Raw genomic sequence first — 12852 nt, forward strand, 5'->3', positions numbered from 1 at the left:
ATAACAATAGAAATAATGCAAGAAGGTACAGTAAAATTTTTTAACGCTACAAAAGGCTTTGGTTTCATTACTCCTGCAAATGGTAGTAACGATATTTTTGTGCATTCCTCAGCTCTTACAGAGGAAATACGTGAAAATGACAAAGTTGTTTTTGATGTAGAAAACGGAAAAAAAGGACTTAACGCCATTAATGTGAAAAAGGCTTAATCCTTTTTTAGCGAAATAAAATTTCGGAATAGCTCCGAAACTATTTTAACCACTCTATCAAGAGTGGTTTTTTATTATAAAATAAATAACTTACAAAAAGTTGTATATATTTGTTGGTATATACTAATTACAAGAAATTTTATTACAAATAAACCGTAAAAATAAAATGAGTACGAAAAACCGTAAAATCTCTTTTTTCAAACAGTTTAAATTTGAGCTTAATATTAATTTAGTTCACAATTTATAGTGCATGAAACAAAAACTTAAAAAAATTCTATTTCTAACCCTATTCAGTATATTATTTTTTTCATTTACCAATTGTGAGTATGATGAAAAAGTAAACTTAACTGATAATAGCAATCTACATGAAAAACATTTTAATGTAAGACCTATAGGTTTCGAAGAATTATCTCTAAACAAAAAATTAATTAATAATCTATCTGAAATAAGCGAAAGCATTTCTCAAAGTATCGATGGAAAAATAGTTTATTCTGCAGAAAATGATTTTTATATTGATACCGATTTTGCTACTTATATAGAAGACGATAACGGTTATCATTCCTATACGTTTAGAATTATTAGTGACAGTGCAGAATATCCTTTAGAAAATTTAATTTTATCTTTAAATGATTCTTTGGGTTATGACATGTATGTTGCCCTCTATGATGTTACATCCGATGAAATTCTACAGTTACAAGAGGGTAACGCAATCAATCTTTCGCAAAAATGTACATTATTAAGAGTAAATAACAACACCATAAATACCTCTTCTATTTTTGGGAAAGCCTATTATGATGCTCTTGAAGCTCCTTGCCTTTTGGACGTTAATTTTGTACCTGGTTCTGTTTGTGGTTGTGACGGGCACTCCTATGGTGAATTTTGTACTTGCTTTTCTTCTCCTGCAACTCCCGATCAATGGGTAGAAACTTGGGGAGCTTGTCCTGACGGAAGTTCAGGAGATAATAGTTCATCAGGAGGCGGAGGCTCTGTAAATACTTCCCCTACTACTACATTAGCAAGTCCTTGTAAAAAAGTCAAAAATCTCAACAATAAGGTATCACAATTAAAGCAAGCCCTCATCAATTTAAAAGCAACAACAAGTCAAAATCATGAAAATGGTATATTTTGTGATGTTGATGCTTCTTCATCAAATTCAAATTCAATCCAAAATATTCCCTCAGAAAATTCTTCCGGAGGACAAATAAACCCTGATATGTCTCCTTCAAAAAAATATATAATGATTGCTCACACCCATGACTCTCAAGGTTCTACCGGAAACGGAACATATTCTATTTTTTCATGGGATGATTTAGCTACTATCAGTAAATTAACAAAAGACGGACATATTAAAACAAGTGAATTTGTATTTTATGCAATAACGGCAGATAATACACAATACGCAATAACTATAGACGACAGCACTAAATTAAATGCTTTTTTTAATAGTATTTCAGGTTCTGTCGGAACATACGTTAATGGTCAAGATTTAATAGAAAAAGATAAAATTTTTAAAAAATATTATAATTCACCAAATGGTATAAAAGTTGATAGTAATCCTGTAGACGATAAAACAAAATTTTTAAAATTTTTAAAAGAAGCTGATTGTGGTTTAACTCTTTTTGAAATTGATAATAATTTTGAGAATTATACCAAACTTTCTTTAGATAGTAACGGACAGACAAAATCAGAAAACTGTAATTAAATTTGAAAATATCATGAAAACAATATACACTTTATTATCACTATTGATTATAAATTTGATTTATAGTCAAACCATAAAACCTATAAGCAGCTTCTATACTGAAAGTTTGCCTACAACTCCAATTGACCAAGTGTACTACAAAGATGTTTTTAATATGTATGACCCTTTTGTCGGAACTTGGTACTCTCAAAATGGAAATCAGACATTCATTGTAACAATATGGAAACAAACCAAATACCCAAGCGATAACTCCAGTAAGCCATTATATTATATGGATAATCTTTTCGGTCATTATAAATTGGTTGAAAATTATGGTTCTCTTAATGAAGAAATAATTTATACTTCTGAAACAACTTATTTAAATAGCTCACAACTTATCAATACAATTATTAATGGCGACTCTATAGAATTTAATAAAATGACAGCCATAATATATGATATTAATACAAGAAGTGATAATTTTATGTATTATTTTGGCAAAAAAGGATATTTAATTTTTACAATAGATGCTAACAGTTCAAATAGTGCACATTGGGAGATTGAAAATGCTAATGAAGAAAATATGACAGGTATTCCGACACCTACATTTGTCATTCCTACTGACATTATTTTAACAAAACAATAAAGTTCTTAACACTGTATATTTCAATAGTAGCTTTCCGGTTAACTGAAAGTCACTTTTGTAATTAAAATATATAGCCTAAACCGAATATTTAAAGTATATCTAATACAACCTCCGAAACTATTTTAACCACTCCGACCAGAGTGGTTTTTTATTATAAAATAAATAACTTACAAAAAGTTGTATATATTTGTTGATATTTACTAGTTAGCTACTATTTTAAAAAACATCACGTAAATTAATGCCTAATTTAATTTCAAACATCGATACATCTGAATATTATCATCCAGATATAAGGCGATATTATGATTTTGAAGAATTAGAAATCAATGTTCCGAACTTTAAACTTTTCCATTTTGAAGGTTTAGATAAGGAAACAGAAATGCATCTTTATTTATTAACTGATAGTGAAGAAGAAAATCTTGCCATTTTGCGTTTAATTGCAGTGAATTTACATGGAAATATTTATTACCAAATTTGTAAATCATATTCTATTGTAGAACAGAAAGGCTATGGTGAAACTCTGTACAATTTATGTTTTAATATTCACAATGGTAATTTACTATCTGATTATATAAACACTTTGCCTGGTTCTTATAATTTATGGAAAAAAATTCTAAGAAAAAACCCTAACGCAATAAGATTCGATGTAAAGAACAATCGTAAATTTCCAATCGATTTAGATGACGAATTTTTAATTTGGGGGGTACCAGACAGTTTTCTCGAAGTCATTTCTCAAACGCAATGGGAAGCTGTTATTTTTGAGAACGAATATGATGATTTAGATTACGGTGAAAGTGAAGATGCATTCGAAAGTTCATTTATTGATTATTTATCAGAAAACGACAAAATAGAAAGAACTCTTTTATCAGATTATATTGTAGAGGCTCTTAAAAATAAAAGACAGATTAAAGATCGTAGCAATATTTTAATATTAATGTAAAAAAACAGCAGCTAACATCGGCTATAAATTATGGCTGGGTTTGCGCATATTTTCCGAATTTTCTCCGAAAATTCGAAATTAAATTCTATATTTGGAACGGCTCGGTGTCTGGTGTTTCGCCACAATTTTATAGCCGAGGACCGTTACCTGTAATTTTAAAAAAATGCAACATACCAATAAAGATTATGATTTTTTTATAAGCCATGCATCAGAAGACAAGGAATCATTTGTAAGACCGCTAGCACAAGAATTAATAAATATAGGGTTTAAAGTTTGGTATGATGAGTTTACTCTTAAATTCGGAGATTCACTATTTGAAGAAATTTCAAATGGAATTAGCAAATCTAAATTTGGACTAGTAATAATCAGTCAAAATTTCTTAAAAAAAGAATGGACTAAAAAAGAATTAAATGGATTATTTTCTAAGGAAATTTTCTCAAAGGAGAACGTAATTTTACCGATTTGGTTAAATGTATCTCAAGAAGAAATTTATAAGTTATCTCCTATTCTTTCAGATAAAGTTGCCGTAAAAATTGAAAACAATGAAATTAACATAGTCATTGAAAAAATTTTAACTTTAACAAAATCTGAGATTGTCACATTTGAAGATGTAAAAAAAAATAAATTTTCTAAAAAACTGCAATTCCTTTGAAAGAAAAAAATATATAATTGATACTGAAAGTAGAATAAAAAATTTAGTTCATTTTCAAGAAGCATATTATGAGTGGTTTTGTTCAGATGATGCATTTGACGGTGCTGATTGGGACGATTTTATTGCTGATAAAAAACAATATGAATTAAAAAATCAATATAATCTTCCAAATAATGTGACTTATAATCCAGAATTTGTGCCTGGAAGTGATATGATTCTAATTATTAGATTAGCTAAAAAATGGATTCAAAATAAAGCTACTATAAAAGAAATCTATGAAATGATCTTTCTAATTGATCATTATCATGAACTTGATTTACCATACATACTTTGGGGATTTCCAGATGATTCATTGATAGATTTTGAAACACGTGATTTGTGTTTTGAAGCCCCATATTATATAAATAAAAGTAAAGAAGTAAATACAGAAATTATTTTTCAACAAGGTTTAAAAGTTTGGAGTGAATATTACGGCTAAAATAAATGAAAAACTACAGTTAACATCGGCTATAAATTATGGCTGGGGTTACGCATATTTTCCGAATTTTGCTATGCCAGTTCGCACTTTGTGCTCGGGTCTCCGAAAATTCGAAATTAAATTCTATATTTGGTATCGCTCGATGTTTGGTTTTTCGCCACAATTTTAAAGACGAGGATCGTTAGCGGTAATTTTTAGAGAACTATGAAACAATATTTATTTTTAATTTCAACTTTTTTATTATCGATTTTCTTAAATGCACAAGAAAAAGTTAAAGTACTTTATACTGGAGACCCAATCACAAACTCCTATAATTTTGAGAAATTCAAATTTACACATCAGATATTTGCAGATGCATTTTTCAGAACTTCACTCCACAAAGATTTAACTAGTACAGAAATGGCTGAAATTGTAGAAACAGTGAGACAAAGAATCTCTGAATCAAATTTTATAAAGTTTGAAATTAATCTAAAAAATTCACCAAACGCCACCTTAATCTTTTCGATAGAGCCAAAAACCAAAGATGGTGCAATCTTAATCATGACGACAAATTTTGATTCTGAAACTAAAAAATATGGGACAAACAACGACAATAATTTTGTAAGGTACTATTTTATTAAAGGAAATAAAATAGTTTATTGGAAAGACCTTTTTTCAAGTGAAAAAGAAACTAATTTGATTAAAGAAAATAACAAGTCAGATTTAATTGAGCTATATATGAATGACGAAGTTTCAGAAAATGATGCAAAAATTAAAACATTAATTGAAGAAATTATCAATAATTCAAATTCAACTAAAATTGAAAATTTATACGCGAAACTTTATTTACAAGAATATTATCTTTTAACAGATAAATTTGAGCTTGCTTCTAAAACACAAGAAGATCTACAAAAATATTTTGAAGAATATAGTAATTCTGAAATACCTAGTAATTATAGCATAATCTCTAAAATGTCAAAATGCGAATTAGAAATTATGAATATGATAAATTAAAACTACTGCTAACAGCCGTTTGTAGCAATTGCAAGGCTTGTACTGCTTAAGAATTTTTCTATAAAATTTAACAATGAGTTTTGTACTTGGTAACTTTTACTATAATACGCAACTGCCACAAGCAGCGGATCGTTAGCTGTAATTACAAAACAAAACTAAGATTTTAAAAATATATGAAAATTTTAATATCTTTTTTTCTATTATTACTAAGTACAAACAATTCAGATTGTAATAAATTTAGAATTGGTAAGTTTGAAATTGAAAGTAAATTTGGCGGAAAAATATTAATTGAACGCACAGAAAATTTTCAAACTGAAACATTAACTCGAAATGGTAATGTTACGAGATATAAAATAAAATGGAAAAGTAAATGTAGTTATATGCTTTTCGATAGAAAACTACTGAAAGGGAAAGAAGAAATTAATGATACAATATTTAGGGAAAAATTAAACAAAGATACTATCTTATGCAACATAATAGATGTAAAAGGAGATGAAAGCAGAGTTGTTTCTAAAATGGGAAATTTTCCAGATTTGTTTGAAAGCATAATAAGAAAAACTAAATAAATAACTACAGCTAACATCAGTTATATGTTTTTTTCCTCAAAAGGAAATGTTTCAATGTTGATTGAAGATTTTATATGTTCCATTTTCATAAATTATTCGTTACAAATGTACTTAATAAATCTATTCCCTCATTTGGGAAAAATGTATAATGTGATTGATTGTCACCTATTTGATATTTTACCCCCATGCTATCAGTTATCGTAAAAACATGTGTTTTATCAAATCTCTCACTAAGTTTTCTTGGTAAAATGTTTTTAATATCATCTGAAGTTGTAGGATATTTAAAAACAGATAACCCCCAAGCTTGACATAAATCTTTATATTTTGGAAATAGTATAGCATGTGGTTTTAAGTCTTCATTTGTTGCAGGATTAGACTTTCCTACTCTTATTACTTTTACACTACCTCTTTCATTTGCTAAGGGACAATTATCTATTTCGTTAATTTTATCTTGATATTTTAACTTCATTTTTAAACTTTACTTATTAACTTCCTTTATCAACCTTTCTTATTTCTTCAATTGCAACAATACTTGCTTTTGACTAATTTGATATTTTTAGCTATTGTCATTTTCCACATCTTTATTTATCAAGTCCCATAACTCACTGCCTTTATCTGTAAAAATAATTTTATTTCTTGAATTTTCAGTTAAAATTCCCATATCTCTTAATTTTGTATATACACTTTTTTCTGCATTATTAATAACTCTCACATTTTGTTCTTTATCCTTAATACTAAAAACAAATTGTAAAAACTTAATATCACGATCATTTAGAAAAAGTTTTATTAAACTATCAATGTTTTTTTCTAATTCTTTTTTACGATTAACCTCTGAGATATATTGTGTCTTTAAAGAAATATTATCCATTCTTTTACTCGATAATTCCTTCTGATGTTCATTAAACATTTTTTGGGAGCTACTTTCAATATCTCTATACCTTTTTCTTTCCTCTTCTAAACTCTTAGTAAGATTTGTTTTGTCACTTTCTAAGCTTTCAATTCTAGAATTTAAACTTGAAATTTCACTTGTACCAGCTCTTTCTATTTCAATTTTTCTTTCTCTCTTTGCTTCTTCAACTTTATGATCTAATTTTGCTAAGGCCTTTTCATTTAAGTTTTTTTCTCTTTCATTTGAAGCCTTTGTTGTAGCTTTTTCAATACCCAAATTCAAATAAGGTAAAGCCAACACATAAAATACTGCTATTATAAGCGGAATTATTAAGCCCAAAAAGGTACTATATTCATAGTTTATTACAATAATTCTATCTTCAATTGAAGCTTTAGAAAACAATAAAAAGACAAAGGCTCTCCAGTTAACTAAAACAAAGGAAATTAAGTAAGAACCAATGAAAGGATTTTTAACCCTCTCATTGGTTGAGCTAATAACAGTTTTAAACAATTCTTTCATATAGACTTAACTTCTAATCTTTAACTATTTCATAAAAATAGCTATTTAGTTTACAAATACAATAATTCTTATAAAAAAAACTCATTTTAACATTTTTTACAGAAAAAATGTAACAATATTTTGTTAGCGTTGTATAAATTTGATAGCTAACTATTTTCATAGTTTTGTTATATAACTTTAAAACAAACACTTATGAAAAATTTTGTAGTAAAAACGTCAATCGCTTTAGCAGTAATCAGTTCAGCAATCACAGTATCATCATGTACGGCTGATGATTATGATTTTGAAACGAAAAAAGTAAATCAGATCTATGCAAAAGAAGGAGATCAAACAGAAGTGGATCCGGAAAAAGTTAAACCACCTACTGCGGTTAAAATTGTTAGTACTTATAAATTAAAAAGCATTCCTATTTATAAAATACAAAAAGAAAAAGCCCCGCAAAATGCAGGGCTTTTCGGGTGAATGATGGGTCTCGAACCCACGACCTTCGGAACCACAATCCGACGCTCTAACCAACTGAGCTACAATCACCATTTTACTTGCTTTTAAGCCATAATACAAACAAAAAGTATGCCTATTGCTTAATTGCGAGTGCAAATATATAACATTTACATTATTTCGCAAACAAAAAAATACTTTTTTTAACGCAAATCCGCTAAGCTATTGACAGCCAAATACCTCTCCGCTGTAAATCCCTCGGCATAATCAACTCCTACGATTCGTCCCATGTCTTGTGCACGATACGTAATGCTGTCTAAAAAGTTTTTTGAGGTGATCGGCGTAACCGGTTCTTTGGAATCTTTATCATAAAACTGAGAACCATAAGCCAAAACCGATTCCATTTTCGTATCGATAAATCCTGTAATATCCACTACAAAATCAGGTTCAATGTTATGCCACTGAATATAATGATATACTACTTTCGGACGCCAGGCTTGTTGGGATTGACCGTCCAGTATTGTTTCTATTTTTCGCAATCCCGATAAAAAACAAGCGTCACTTACCAGTTTACTGCCTTTTCCGTGATCGATATGGCGGTCAAAAACAGCATTACACAACACGATCTCCGGTTGGTACTTACGAACCATTTTAATGATCTCTAACTGGTGTTTTTCATCATTGACAAAGAAACCATCTCTGAACTCTAAATTTTCACGTACCGAAACACCCAGAATTTCAGCCGCACTCGTTGCTTCCTGATCTCTGATCTCAGCCGAACCTCTTGTTCCCAATTCTCCCCGGGTCAAATCAATTATCCCGACTTTTTTACCTAATGAGATCTCTTTGGCTATTGTTCCGGCACAGCCTAATTCCACATCATCCGGATGTGCTCCAAATGCTAAAATATCTAACTTCATGTTTCTTCTTTATTTTTAACCTGGCATTGAAGCCAAGAACTTCATTTTACAAAATTTTCTTCATCGTCACGGCTTTGTTAACCGTTTCCTTAAATTCAGCTTCCGGATCACTTTCAGCAGTAATTCCGCAACCGATATAAAGTGCTACTTCTTTCTCTGACAGTACTTCCATACAGCGTAAATTAACAAATAGATCCGTTTGCTTCGTCTGAGTATTATTTAACTCTCCGATAAATCCGGCATAAAATCTACGATCATAACCTTCATGCTCTTTCAAAAAATCTAAAGCTACAGCCTTAGGCATTCCGCAAACTGCCGGTGTCGGATGCAACGCTTTAATGATACCGGCCGGATTTTCGTCCATTAATTCCGCTTCAATATCCGTTTTTATATGCTGTATCGTTCCTGCAGTCGCTGTGTAAGGTTCCGATATCGATAACTCTTTTACAAAAGGTGCTAATGTTCGCTGAATAAATTCAGTTACCAACTGCTGTTCCACTACCTCTTTTTGTCCCCAGTACTTATCAACTGTTGCTTTAAGACGTGTTCCTGCCAGTGCTACTGTTTTGATTCTTTGATCAGCTACTTTCAATAATTGTTCCGGTGAAGCGCCCATCCACATTCCTATTTTAGGATGAAAAAAACAATACCTGAAAGCCTTTGGATAGAGCACTAACATCTTTTGGAAAGTTTCCGTCCAATCCCAACCTGAAACAGCCTGAACTTCTTTTCGGGAAGTTACAATTTTCTCACATTTTCCCGATTGTATTGTAGCAATAGCTGAAGCTACTAATTGTTCAAACTGTATTTTATCTTCCTCTTTAAAAGAACCTGATGCTTTTGGCTCGATCAAAAAATCCAGATCTTTCGAAATTTCAAACTCTAAGTAATCTGACTTTTCTTCAGGAATGTAATACACTTCATCTTGGTTAAAACTCGCTAAGACAAAACCGCTTTCCGTAAATTGTTCAACGGTATACAACACATCATCCTGTTGTAAATGAGCTAGAACCTTATTCTCATCAGGTTTTGCAAATACTACAAAAGGTAGGTTTTGAGCTTTATGATGATTAATGGCTGAAAAAATATCCATCTCAACTTTTTCTTGGCAAAACCATATTGGTCAATTTACACAATGAGATCAAACGATCCTCTTCATCCACAATTCTGATCTCCCAGAGATGTAAGCTTCTTCCTTTGTGAATTATACGCGCCGTAGCATAAACTGTCCCTTCTCTTTTACTTCGTAAGTGATTGGCACTGATCTCAATTCCTCGTACCTCCTGCTTTTCGGGGTTCACAAACATAATGGAAGCGGCACTACCTACACTTTCTGCTAAAGCTACACTCGCGCCTCCGTGTAATAAGCCCATCGGTTGGTGTACTCTAGGATTAACCGGCATTTTAGCTGTTAAAAAATCTTCTCCGGCATCTATATATTCTATTTCCAACGTAGTCATCAAGGTATTTTTTGATAGATCGTTGCATAATTTTATCACTGCTTCTTTGTCAAACATGTATTCCGTATTTTTTTCAAAAGTACAAATTTCATTCACTCCTGCGAAACACAACAAATCATTTGGTAAAACGTTAACATTTGTAAAAAAAACTTATTTTTACCAAAAATTGCGACAAATATGCGTCATTACATTTATATCTTGGCAATTACTCTGACTGCCTTAGTTTCGTGCCGAAATGATTTTGATTTTGAACCCAGCACCGGAAATTTAAGTTTTTCAAGAGATACAGTATACCTCGATACGGTTTTTACCAATATCGGTTCCAGTACCTATACTTTAAAGGTTTATAATAGAAGTGATAAAAATATTGCTATTCCTAAAATCGAACTGGGAAAAGGCGAAAGCTCAAACTACCGCTTAATGGTAGATGGAATACCCGGAAAAACTTTTCAAAATGTCGAACTGTTGGCAAAAGATAGCATGTTCGTTTTCATAGAAGTGACTTCGGATATCTCAGAAGCTAATCCGACCGATTTTTTATATACCGATCAAATTCTTTTCGGCGATTCGGGTAATTTTCAAAAAGTAGAATTAGTTACATTGATTCAGGATGCCTACTTCCTTTATCCGCAACGTTTCGGAAACGGAACAACAGAAACACTTCCTATCGGAGAAGACGAAATTTACGGTTTCTTTTTAGACGAAACTGACCCTGTTAACGGAAACGAACTGCACTGGAACAACTCAAAACCCTATGTCATTTATGGTTACGCAGCCGTTCCGTCTACTAAAACATTAATTGTTGACGCAGGAGCTCGTGTACACTTTCATGCCGAATCCGGTTTAATTGTGGCCAATAATGCCTCATTACAGATCAACGGTACCTATTCAAATACTGAAGAGCTTGAAAATGAAGTGATCTTTGAAGGTGACCGCCTGGAACCCGGCTTTGCAGATGTTCCGGGACAATGGGGGACGATTTGGTTCTCACAAGGAAGTACCAACAATACGATCTCTAACTTAACCGTAAAAAATGCTACTGTAGGACTATTTGTTACCGGAAATGACGGTACAGCCACTCCGACAATTGACATACAAAACACTCAGATCTACAATTGTTCTAACGTTGGAATATTAGCCCGAACCGGAAATATGACCGGACGAAATGTAGTAATTAACAATTGTGGTGAAACTGCTTTATCCTGTAGTTTCGGCGGAAGCTACGACTTTACCCATTGTACTTTTGCTAATTATTGGGCGACACCCAGTCAATATTGTATCATGATCGATGATTATGACGGAAGTCCGGAATATGCCTTAACTCAGGCTAATTTTAAAAATTGTATTGTGTACGGTTCGACCAATCAATCGCTATATTTCAGCAGATACGGAACTAACGATGCAAATTACAATTTCTTATTTGACAGTTGTCTGATTAAATTCATAGACTCTAGTAATCAATTCGGAAACATTGCCGAATATCAATTCGTTGGTTCCCATTATAGCAATTGCATTATTGCCGAAATTTACAACAGTAACCTTCCGGATTTTAAAGATCCGGATAACAATGAGATGATTATCGGTGATAATTCAGCGGCAAAAGGAGCAGCAAATACGACCTATTCAACATTCAATGACATTTTAAACAATCCGAGAATAAGTCCCACTGACATAGGTGCTTATAATTTTATTATCTTTGAATAAACTAAAAACGTAAAGATTATGAAAAAAGCATTTGTACCTGTACTCTTAGCGGCACTAACATTGGTAGCCTGTAAAAAAGAAGAACCTAAAGCAGATAAAAAAACTGCTACAGAAACTGAAACTGTCGTAGAAGAAGCCGTTACGGAACAACCAGACTCTGCTACAGTTACCAAAGCATGGGAAGTCTATATGACACCATCAAATGCACACCACATGATGGCAAAAGATGCCGGAACCTGGGACGCTGACCTTACTTTTTGGATGCCGGACAATCCGGAACCTCAAAAATCTACTTCTCAAGCAGAATATAAAATGATCTTGGATGGTCGTTATCAGGAATGTATTCATACAGGGAATATGTGGGGAATGCCTTTTGAAGGAAGAAGCATAACTGCCTTTGACAATGCCACAGAAGAATTTATTTCGACCTGGATCGATAATATGGGAACCGGACTAATGGTAACCCGAGGAAAATATGATGAAACTACTAAACAATTAACGATGTTCGGAACTATGGTCGATCCGATAAGTAAAAAAGAGAAAAAAGTAAAAGAAGTAGTTACTTATATAGACGATAACAACCAGAAAATGGAAATGTTCGAAGTCAGTGATGACGGTAAAGAATTCAAAACAATGGAAATTCTTTCTAAAAGAAAAATGTAACGTTTTATTTATCTCATAATTAAAAGCTGTTCTTGTACGAACAGCTTTTTTATTTCCTTAGCAAATAATGCTTTGAACTTCTAAATTTTTAAAATA

Annotated in this window: 16 protein-coding genes and 1 tRNA gene; 11 read left to right on the plus strand and 6 right to left on the minus strand. The window is 31.7% G+C overall.

Going from position 1 to position 12852, the window contains the following annotated elements; genetic code table 11:
• The first annotated feature begins 15 nt into the window (after positions 1–15).
• The 8 genes from DI487_RS00135 to DI487_RS00170 all read left to right on the plus strand — a co-directional run bounded on the left by DI487_RS00135 (position 16) and on the right by DI487_RS00170 (position 6163).
• The gene (locus DI487_RS00135; RefSeq protein ID WP_109567849.1) at positions 16–207 is read left to right on the plus strand and encodes a cold-shock protein; all 192 of its coding nucleotides are present in this window, start codon (positions 16–18) and stop codon (positions 205–207) included.
• A 250-nt stretch (positions 208–457) separates the two neighbouring features.
• Positions 458–1909, plus strand: a complete 1452-nt coding sequence (locus tag DI487_RS00140) for a hypothetical protein (RefSeq protein ID WP_109567850.1) — start codon at positions 458–460, stop codon at positions 1907–1909.
• Positions 1910–1922: 13 nt separating this feature from the next.
• Complete coding sequence (locus DI487_RS00145; protein ID WP_109567851.1) at positions 1923–2534, plus strand: DUF6705 family protein; 612 nt, start codon at positions 1923–1925, stop codon at positions 2532–2534.
• 238 nt (positions 2535–2772) lie between these two features.
• Positions 2773–3474, plus strand: coding sequence for a hypothetical protein (locus tag DI487_RS00150; protein ID WP_109567852.1), 702 nt, complete (start codon positions 2773–2775; stop codon positions 3472–3474).
• Positions 3475–3637: 163 nt separating this feature from the next.
• Positions 3638–4126, plus strand: a complete 489-nt coding sequence (locus DI487_RS00155; protein ID WP_109567853.1) for a toll/interleukin-1 receptor domain-containing protein — start codon at positions 3638–3640, stop codon at positions 4124–4126.
• A gap of 175 nt (positions 4127–4301) precedes the next feature.
• The gene (locus tag DI487_RS00160; RefSeq protein WP_146193341.1) at positions 4302–4604 is read left to right on the plus strand and encodes a hypothetical protein; all 303 of its coding nucleotides are present in this window, start codon (positions 4302–4304) and stop codon (positions 4602–4604) included.
• A gap of 204 nt (positions 4605–4808) precedes the next feature.
• Complete coding sequence (locus DI487_RS00165; protein ID WP_109567855.1) at positions 4809–5597, plus strand: hypothetical protein; 789 nt, start codon at positions 4809–4811, stop codon at positions 5595–5597.
• A gap of 173 nt (positions 5598–5770) precedes the next feature.
• Entirely contained in the window at positions 5771–6163 is a 393-nt protein-coding gene (locus DI487_RS00170; RefSeq protein ID WP_109567856.1) for a hypothetical protein, read from the plus strand.
• An 85-nt stretch (positions 6164–6248) separates the two neighbouring features.
• Here the strand turns inward: DI487_RS00170 and DI487_RS00175 are convergent, their stop codons facing one another.
• Positions 6249–6632, minus strand: a complete 384-nt coding sequence (locus tag DI487_RS00175) for a hypothetical protein (RefSeq protein ID WP_109567857.1) — start codon at positions 6630–6632, stop codon at positions 6249–6251.
• 87 nt (positions 6633–6719) lie between these two features.
• On the minus strand, positions 6720–7571 hold the full coding sequence (locus DI487_RS00180; protein ID WP_109567858.1) for a hypothetical protein: 852 nt from the start codon (positions 7569–7571) through the stop codon (positions 6720–6722).
• A gap of 192 nt (positions 7572–7763) precedes the next feature.
• Between DI487_RS00180 and DI487_RS00185 the strand changes: the two genes are divergently transcribed.
• Entirely contained in the window at positions 7764–8033 is a 270-nt protein-coding gene (locus DI487_RS00185; RefSeq protein WP_109567859.1) for a hypothetical protein, read from the plus strand.
• Here the strand turns inward: DI487_RS00185 and DI487_RS00190 are convergent.
• The 4 genes from DI487_RS00190 to DI487_RS00205 all read right to left on the minus strand — a co-directional run bounded on the left by DI487_RS00190 (position 8028) and on the right by DI487_RS00205 (position 10446).
• Positions 8028–8103 (minus strand) — tRNA-His (locus tag DI487_RS00190). The two genes, DI487_RS00185 and DI487_RS00190, sit on opposite strands and share 6 nt — an antisense overlap.
• Positions 8104–8212: 109 nt before the next feature.
• On the minus strand, positions 8213–8929 hold the full coding sequence (gene bshB1 / locus DI487_RS00195; RefSeq protein WP_109567860.1) for a bacillithiol biosynthesis deacetylase BshB1: 717 nt from the start codon (positions 8927–8929) through the stop codon (positions 8213–8215).
• A gap of 46 nt (positions 8930–8975) precedes the next feature.
• On the minus strand, positions 8976–10022 hold the full coding sequence (locus DI487_RS00200) for an isochorismate synthase (protein ID WP_109567861.1): 1047 nt from the start codon (positions 10020–10022) through the stop codon (positions 8976–8978).
• Between the two features lies 1 nt (position 10023).
• Complete coding sequence (locus tag DI487_RS00205; protein ID WP_109570548.1) at positions 10024–10446, minus strand: PaaI family thioesterase; 423 nt, start codon at positions 10444–10446, stop codon at positions 10024–10026.
• A gap of 120 nt (positions 10447–10566) precedes the next feature.
• On the opposite strand from DI487_RS00205, the gene DI487_RS00210 reads away from it, so the two are divergent.
• Complete coding sequence (locus DI487_RS00210) at positions 10567–12093, plus strand: hypothetical protein (RefSeq protein ID WP_109567862.1); 1527 nt, start codon at positions 10567–10569, stop codon at positions 12091–12093.
• Between the two features lie 18 nt (positions 12094–12111).
• The gene (locus DI487_RS00215) at positions 12112–12756 is read left to right on the plus strand and encodes a DUF1579 domain-containing protein (RefSeq protein WP_109567863.1); all 645 of its coding nucleotides are present in this window, start codon (positions 12112–12114) and stop codon (positions 12754–12756) included.
• The last annotated feature ends 96 nt before the right edge of the window (positions 12757–12852 follow it).

The organism is Flavobacterium sediminis (assembly GCF_003148385.1).
In the GTDB taxonomy this organism is placed as follows: Bacteria; Bacteroidota; Bacteroidia; order Flavobacteriales; family Flavobacteriaceae; genus Flavobacterium; species Flavobacterium sediminis.

What these genes read in the sequence shown, in the direction of transcription:
- DI487_RS00135 (WP_109567849.1), top strand. Translation starts at nt 16, where the DNA reads ATGCAAGAAGGTACAGTAAAATTTTTTAACGCTACAAAAGGCTTTGGT.
- DI487_RS00140 (WP_109567850.1), top strand. Translation starts at nt 458, where the DNA reads ATGAAACAAAAACTTAAAAAAATTCTATTTCTAACCCTATTCAGTATA.
- DI487_RS00145 (WP_109567851.1), top strand. Translation starts at nt 1,923, where the DNA reads ATGAAAACAATATACACTTTATTATCACTATTGATTATAAATTTGATT.
- DI487_RS00150 (WP_109567852.1), top strand. Translation starts at nt 2,773, where the DNA reads ATGCCTAATTTAATTTCAAACATCGATACATCTGAATATTATCATCCA.
- DI487_RS00155 (WP_109567853.1), top strand. Translation starts at nt 3,638, where the DNA reads ATGCAACATACCAATAAAGATTATGATTTTTTTATAAGCCATGCATCA.
- DI487_RS00165 (WP_109567855.1), top strand. Translation starts at nt 4,809, where the DNA reads ATGAAACAATATTTATTTTTAATTTCAACTTTTTTATTATCGATTTTC.
- DI487_RS00170 (WP_109567856.1), top strand. Translation starts at nt 5,771, where the DNA reads ATGAAAATTTTAATATCTTTTTTTCTATTATTACTAAGTACAAACAAT.
- DI487_RS00175 (WP_109567857.1), bottom strand. Translation starts at nt 6,632, where the DNA reads ATGAAGTTAAAATATCAAGATAAAATTAACGAAATAGATAATTGTCCC.
- DI487_RS00180 (WP_109567858.1), bottom strand. Translation starts at nt 7,571, where the DNA reads ATGAAAGAATTGTTTAAAACTGTTATTAGCTCAACCAATGAGAGGGTT.
- DI487_RS00185 (WP_109567859.1), top strand. Translation starts at nt 7,764, where the DNA reads ATGAAAAATTTTGTAGTAAAAACGTCAATCGCTTTAGCAGTAATCAGT.
- bshB1 (WP_109567860.1), bottom strand. Translation starts at nt 8,929, where the DNA reads ATGAAGTTAGATATTTTAGCATTTGGAGCACATCCGGATGATGTGGAA.
- DI487_RS00200 (WP_109567861.1), bottom strand. Translation starts at nt 10,022, where the DNA reads ATGGATATTTTTTCAGCCATTAATCATCATAAAGCTCAAAACCTACCT.
- DI487_RS00205 (WP_109570548.1), bottom strand. Translation starts at nt 10,446, where the DNA reads ATGTTTGACAAAGAAGCAGTGATAAAATTATGCAACGATCTATCAAAA.
- DI487_RS00210 (WP_109567862.1), top strand. Translation starts at nt 10,567, where the DNA reads ATGCGTCATTACATTTATATCTTGGCAATTACTCTGACTGCCTTAGTT.
- DI487_RS00215 (WP_109567863.1), top strand. Translation starts at nt 12,112, where the DNA reads ATGAAAAAAGCATTTGTACCTGTACTCTTAGCGGCACTAACATTGGTA.